Annotated in this window: 7 protein-coding genes; 3 read left to right on the top strand and 4 right to left on the bottom strand. The window is 37.6% G+C overall.

Annotation, left to right across the window (positions count from 1 at the left end; genetic code table 11):
• From Q0X89_RS15085 to Q0X89_RS15070, 4 genes are all read right to left on the bottom strand, one after another.
• On the bottom strand, positions 1–456 hold a 456-nt coding region (locus tag Q0X89_RS15085; RefSeq protein WP_367177069.1), incomplete at its 3' end, for a sterol desaturase family protein.
• Between the two features lie 11 nt (positions 457–467).
• Positions 468–1,409, bottom strand: coding sequence for a sulfurtransferase (locus Q0X89_RS15080; protein ID WP_297695646.1), 942 nt, complete (start codon positions 1,407–1,409; stop codon positions 468–470).
• Positions 1,393–1,872, bottom strand: coding sequence for a monoheme cytochrome C (locus Q0X89_RS15075; protein WP_297695644.1), 480 nt, complete (start codon positions 1,870–1,872; stop codon positions 1,393–1,395). The genes Q0X89_RS15080 and Q0X89_RS15075 overlap by 17 nt, the downstream gene beginning before the upstream one ends.
• Positions 1,873–3,093, bottom strand: coding sequence for a sulfite oxidase (locus Q0X89_RS15070; RefSeq protein WP_297695642.1), 1,221 nt, complete (start codon positions 3,091–3,093; stop codon positions 1,873–1,875).
• A 335-nt stretch (positions 3,094–3,428) separates the two neighbouring features.
• Between Q0X89_RS15070 and upp the strand changes: the two genes are divergently transcribed.
• The 3 genes from upp to Q0X89_RS15055 form a co-directional block, all read left to right on the top strand.
• On the top strand, positions 3,429–4,082 hold the full coding sequence (gene upp / locus Q0X89_RS15065; RefSeq protein ID WP_297695640.1) for a uracil phosphoribosyltransferase: 654 nt from the start codon (positions 3,429–3,431) through the stop codon (positions 4,080–4,082).
• Between the two features lie 165 nt (positions 4,083–4,247).
• Positions 4,248–5,549: a TolC family protein gene (locus Q0X89_RS15060; protein WP_297695638.1), complete on the top strand. Its 1,302-nt coding sequence runs from the start codon at positions 4,248–4,250 to the stop codon at positions 5,547–5,549.
• Between the two features lie 28 nt (positions 5,550–5,577).
• The coding region (locus tag Q0X89_RS15055) for an efflux RND transporter periplasmic adaptor subunit (RefSeq protein WP_297695636.1) at positions 5,578–6,107 on the top strand (530 nt) is incomplete at its 3' end.

Below are 6,107 nucleotides of genomic sequence, written 5' to 3'. Positions count from 1 at the left end.
CTTAACAGAATGGTGTACTTTATGAAAATTCCATAAGAAGGAATATTTGTGAAGGAGTATGTGCGTAAACCATTGTACAAAATCCAGAACAATAAAAAACAAAAGCAATTGCAACCACATGGGGTAAGACGAGATATCTACAATAGCAAGACTTTTAGAGGTAATACCCAAATCACTGAACAAGGCTTCCAATAATTTATAGAATCCACTAATGGCTATGGCGAACATGAAAAAGTTAAAGAACATGTAAAAAGCATCCAACCAAAAATCTTTTCTAAAAATAGATTGGTCTTTCCGCCAGGGGAAAATAATTTCCAGAATCCAGACTACTAAAGAAATGGCCACCAGTCCCCAAAAATAATTGGTATACCAGGGCACATCAAACAGGATGGACTTCCAGGTCCATTGCACACTTCCTGTAAAAGCTGAGACAAAAGCATCGATATATTTTTCCATAACTATTTATTTTATAATATTAAACTATCTTTTTCATAAGGTAAATCATTAAAATAACTCCATTCTACCCAGGATCCATCATAATTTCTGACATTTTCAAAACCCATCAATTCTTTTAATACATAGGTAGTTAAAGATGATCTGTAACCGGAATGACAATAAACAATGACTGTATCTTTTATGTTCATTTCCAAACCATTATAGATCTTTTGTAATTCTTCAATAGATCTAAACTTTTTGCTGTGTTCAGGATCAACTGCTTCTGCCCAATCTATATGAATACTTCCTGGTATTCTGCCCGCTTTGGAAGCACCTTTTTTCTTTAGGATTCCGCTGTATTCTTCGGCATTACGGGTGTCCACGATAGTAATATTGCTGTGCACATCACTAAATAAACCCCTGAGTTCTTCTTTATCAATCCACAGATTTTCATTACTCTTTTCAGAAAATTGGAACTGACTAGGGGTATATGTGTATAGCTCTTTCGTAAGTTTACCACCCATACTTTCCCAACTCTTTAAGCCGCCATTTAATATCTTTACCGAATCAAAATTAAAAGCCTCTAAGATACACCATAAACGGGCTGCATCAGACGATCCTTTATCATCATATACTATAATCAGATCATCATTTTCTATACCTAACCTCCCAAATAGCAATTCAATTTGTTTCCTATCTGCTCTCATTCCTTCGTAAGGCAGTGAATTATCGGAAATATCAGTACGCCATATATTTATAGATCCATTTATATGCCCTGCCTGATAATTCTCAGGACTTCTGAAATCAACTATTTTTGTATTTGATTCTTTCAATATTGTTTCTAGTTCTTTTGCCTCAATAAGATGTTCTATAGAAGCATAATTTGTTAGGACAATGTTTTCTGTTTCATTGATTCCTTTACAGGAGAGAAGTAAAATATAGAAGGCGGTGCAAAGACTAATCCTCAAGATCATACCACTCAATATTTGATAATACTTCACGTCTTCCTTTCTTCTTTGCGGGGTAATTGGTGACCAGATAGTTTACAATTATTTCCTCATTTTTACCTAAATCCCATAAATTTTGGGTTTCCTGCATCCATTTTATGGTAGCTATCCAACGTTCTGCATTCATTCTGTTTTGGGTGACCAGTTTTGCAGAATGGCAGTTAGTACAATTATTTACTACGGTCATTAATCCGTCGGCTTCAATGAGCCCGGTTCTGACATGTATGCCATTTTCAATCTTGTCAAAATCGTCCACTTCGGGGATAGCGACATATTCAGACTCAACTTCAGTTGCTTTTTTTCTTGTCCAGTCAGGATTCGAAACCAATAAGAGGATTCCGATTGCAGCCACAATGAATAAACCGAATAAACCAGCCATAAGTCTATAGATGGCTTTTACCTGCTGTTTAAACTTAGCGTGCTCCTGCATTTATGTAACCTTTATTGCGATTCTATGACATGCGTTATTAAGGTACCCTTTTGGATTCCAGCCCGGTAAAAGCATGGGTTGACTAGCACCTCGCGAATCTGTGGCTCTTGCCCATATTTCATAATAACCTTTCTTTGGAAAGTCTATTGAGGCGCTAAAATGTTGCCATGCCAATCTGTTTGAGGGTTTTTCTATGGGGCAGCTTTGCCATGTTGAACCAAAATCTATAGAATATTCCATTCGTTCTACTTCAAGTTCTCCGGCCCAGGCATGTCCGCGGATATCCAGTTTTTCACCTTCATTAATCATAGCTCCCGATTTTGGATAGGTAATTAATGATTTTACGGGCATAGATTCAATTATACACATGTCTTCATCTTTAACCTTCTCTCCGGGCGCCACCGGATTACATGGAACTCTATATGCCGTACCGGTCATTTTAGTACCATCGTGAACCTTATTTCGAATGCTTATTCTGTTAATCCATTTTCCTGAAACCGAAGCCGGCCAGCCTCCTGCAACCAGTCTTAAGGGATAGCCATGTGCAATGGGAATATCTTCATTGTTCATTTTAAAAGCGAGAAGGGTTTCTTCCTGAAGTGCCTTTGCCATTGGAGCACCTCGCGAAATTGGCTCTTTCCCGGGATCCCTGCTTAAATGTACATCGGCCGCGTGATATCCAATGTAAACTGCATCATCTTTAATTCCAACATCTTCCAGAACGTCTTTTAGCCTAATACCAGTCCAGCTGGCACATGAAACAGCCCCAATCGTCCATTGGTTTCCTTTTGCAGGGGGGTCGAATTCACTTCTGCCGTTACCACCACATTCCAGTGTTAGTTCATAAGTATATTGCGGAAATTTGGATTTCAATTCCGCCAGAGTATATGTTTTCTTCTGAGCTACAGACTCTCCGTCAAATTCTAAAGTCCATTTGTCTGCATCTATATTTTCAGGGATTAAGCCATTATTTCGAATAAACATAAACTTGTTAGGCGTTATTTTGTCATCCAGAAGGTGGGCTTTGGCTTCTATATTCCAGGGCTTGTCGTTTAGCACTTCCATTCCCGTGTCCTTATTGAACATTTTAAAAGGGTCAGGGTCCTGTAGAGCCAGTGGTTTATAGCCTTCTGGAAGAACCGAACCAAATACAATATCCGCACCTATAACCGATGCCATGGAGCCTAAAGTTGCCCTTTTAACAAAGTTTCGTCTTTTCATTAGATTAGTTTATATCCAAAGTAATAAAATTAAGAATTTATTTAATGAAGTACATGTAACAAATGTTACTTTGCTTCAAATTATTGTGGATTTTATAGAGGAAATTAATCAATCATGTTCAAATTAAGATCTAGTCATTTAAAACTGGTAACCGGGAGGTTAAATGCTTATATAATTACCTCGGTTTTGTCATTCTAAAACATTAAACTTTTTAAGTTTATAAAACTGTAAGTTGATTTTCATTATATTTAAATCAACATAATTATCCTCGGTAAAGAGAATAAGGTTTTGTCCGTTAGGACCAAATCAAAAGAGATTCCAACAAATTTTTATTTATGATCATTCATAATTTTGGAGCTGAAAATTCCTTGCTAGATCAATTCGTCGCAGAACTGAGAGATGTAAATATCCAAAAGGATTCCATGCGTTTCCGAAGAAATATTGAACGAATTGGGGAAATCTTGAGCTATGAATTAAGCAAAACCCTGAATTATAAAGTTAATACAGTACAGACGCCCTTTGGTCATAAGGCTATGTCATTACCCATAAATAATCTTGTATTGTGTTCCGTATTAAGAGCCGGTTTACCCTTACATCGTGGGTTAATAAATTACTTTGATAAAGCGGAAAACGCATTTATTTCAGCTTATAGGCACCACCCAAACGGGGATAACGACTTTGATGTTATTGTTAAATATTTTGCCGCCCCGGCTTTAGGGGGTAAAACCCTGATACTAACAGACCCTATGCTGGCTACCGGGAAAACTTTAGAAAATGTATTAAACGCCTTAAAAAGCCATGGCCAACCCAAACAGATACACATCATTTCTGTTATTGGCTCTAAAGCTGGGATTGCATATGTAAAAAGTGTTTTCCCTGAAAATACGCATTTATGGATCGCTGCCATTGACGATGAATTAACCGGCAAAGGATATATAATTCCAGGGTTGGGCGATGCCGGCGACCTATCCTACGGAACCAAACTTTAAAATATCGTTTAGCAAAACTGAAAAAAGTAACTAAACCTATAATTCTCTTTTCCAGTTAGAAAAATCAGTTCAAATTTTCTGTAACATTTGTTACCGGTTATTGGTAACATTAGTTACTGTCTGCACATTCTTCTAAGTCTAATTTTGTTTCAAATTAATTAGTTGATGAAGAATACACTACAAATACTGGTCATGCTGAGCGTGTTTTTTATAAATGCTCAAAATAGCGTGCTGATTACTAAGGGAGAGGTAATTAACAGGGTTATGGAGCACAATGCCACCTTGAAGATCACTGAAAAGGATATTATGGCTGCTGAAGGTGATTACAGACAAACCAATGCTGTCCTGTTACCTAATATTAGCCTTTCACATTCTGGAGTTGCTACGAATAATCCTTTGATGGCATTTGGTATTAAACTAAATCAGCAAATTGTAACGCAAGCCGACTTTAATCCTGATCTCCTGAATAATCCGGATCAAATTCAAGATTATGCAACAAGGTTTGAGATACAGCAACCCTTGTTGAATTTTGATGGGTTTTACCAACGTAAAGCAGCAAAAGCTAAGCTGACAGCTTCGGAATATCAATCCGGGCGCACAAGGGACCATCTCATGCTCGAAGTTGAAAAAGCATATATGCAATTACAACTGGCTTACAAAACGGTAGAAGTGCTGGAAAAAACAAAGGAGACAGCAATAGAAAACAAGAGGCTGGCAGAGAACAGCTTCAGGCAAGGGTATCTTCAAAAAGCTGATGTACTAGCTGTAGAAGTTCGATTAACCGAAATTGATAATCAACTGCAATATGCTAAAAGCAACATTCACAATGCCTCAAATTACCTTTCGGTTATGATGAATGATTCTACCTACCAGCTTTTAACCCCGGTAGATTCTCTTGAGATTTTTGCCAATCAATTTTCTTTGAAAAATGTATCAGAGAACAGAAAAGATATTTTGGCTATGGAATCAGCCAAGGAGGCTTATTATCAAAACTACAGATCAGATAAAATGAGTTTTTTACCTAAGCTAAATGCTTTTGGGTCATACGAACTACATGATGACCAGGTGTTTCAGGGAGGCGCAAATAGCTATTTCTTCGGTGCCGAATTGAGGTGGGATGTATTAAATGGCACAAAACGTTTTGGGAAAGCACATAAAAGTAAAGCCGAGTTCGAAAAAGCAAAATTGGAACTAGAGCAATACAAATCAGAGAGTCAGGTAGAGCTCAATAAGGCGAGGCGCATGCTTCAGGATACAAAGAATAATCTGGAGCTTACAACCCTCGCTTTAAACCAATCAAAAGAAGCATTAAGAATACGCAGCAATCGTTTTGCGCAGGGTCTGGAAAAAACGACGGATCTGCTCCTGGCAGAAACACAATATGCCCAAAAACAATTAGAATATTATTTCACCATTTTTCAGCACAATTCTGCGGTTGCCTACATGGAATTTCTAACAAAAGAATAATTGAATGATAATTAATAAAAATCGAAATATGCAAAAGTTATATGTTTTACTTCTGATACTACTTGTCTGGAGTTGTGGAAATAAAGATCAAAAAGAGCAAGAAGTAAATGACTCTGTTATTCCGGTAACAGTAAAAATGGTTGGTGAAATAGGTGGTCCTGCCATGATTTCAACAAGTGGAAAGATTGAAGCCGTTAAAAGCGCCAACCTGAGTACAAGAATGATGGGACATGTAGACAAGATTTATGTCAGGATAGGGGATAAGGTTTCAAGAGGACAATTGCTATTGAGCATTAATAATATGGATCTGTCTGCTAAGCTGGCTCAGGTAAACGCCGGAATAGCTGAAGCTACGGCTGCCTATAATAATGCGGAGAAAGATCTGAAAAGATTTACGGTCTTGTTTGAGGAAAAAAGTGCAACCCAAAAAGAACTGGATGATATTACCGCCAATTTCAAGATGGCAGAGGCAAGATTGGAAGCCGCCAGGCAAATGAAGAATGAAGTAAATGCACAGTTTTCCTATGCAGATATTCGTGCGCCATTCAGTGGTGTGGT

The sequence above is a fragment of the uncultured Eudoraea sp. genome (assembly GCF_947258525.1).
GTDB lineage: Bacteria > Bacteroidota > Bacteroidia > Flavobacteriales > Flavobacteriaceae > Eudoraea.
The sequence above is the reverse complement of the archived record's forward strand: the minus strand, read 5'-3'. Positions and strand labels throughout refer to the sequence as shown.

What these genes read in the sequence shown, in the direction of transcription:
- Q0X89_RS15080 (WP_297695646.1), bottom strand. Translation starts at nt 1,409, where the DNA reads ATGATCTTGAGGATTAGTCTTTGCACCGCCTTCTATATTTTACTTCTC.
- Q0X89_RS15070 (WP_297695642.1), bottom strand. Translation starts at nt 3,093, where the DNA reads ATGAAAAGACGAAACTTTGTTAAAAGGGCAACTTTAGGCTCCATGGCA.
- Q0X89_RS15060 (WP_297695638.1), top strand. Translation starts at nt 4,248, where the DNA reads ATGAAGAATACACTACAAATACTGGTCATGCTGAGCGTGTTTTTTATA.
- upp (WP_297695640.1), top strand. Translation starts at nt 3,429, where the DNA reads ATGATCATTCATAATTTTGGAGCTGAAAATTCCTTGCTAGATCAATTC.
- Q0X89_RS15075 (WP_297695644.1), bottom strand. Translation starts at nt 1,872, where the DNA reads ATGCAGGAGCACGCTAAGTTTAAACAGCAGGTAAAAGCCATCTATAGA.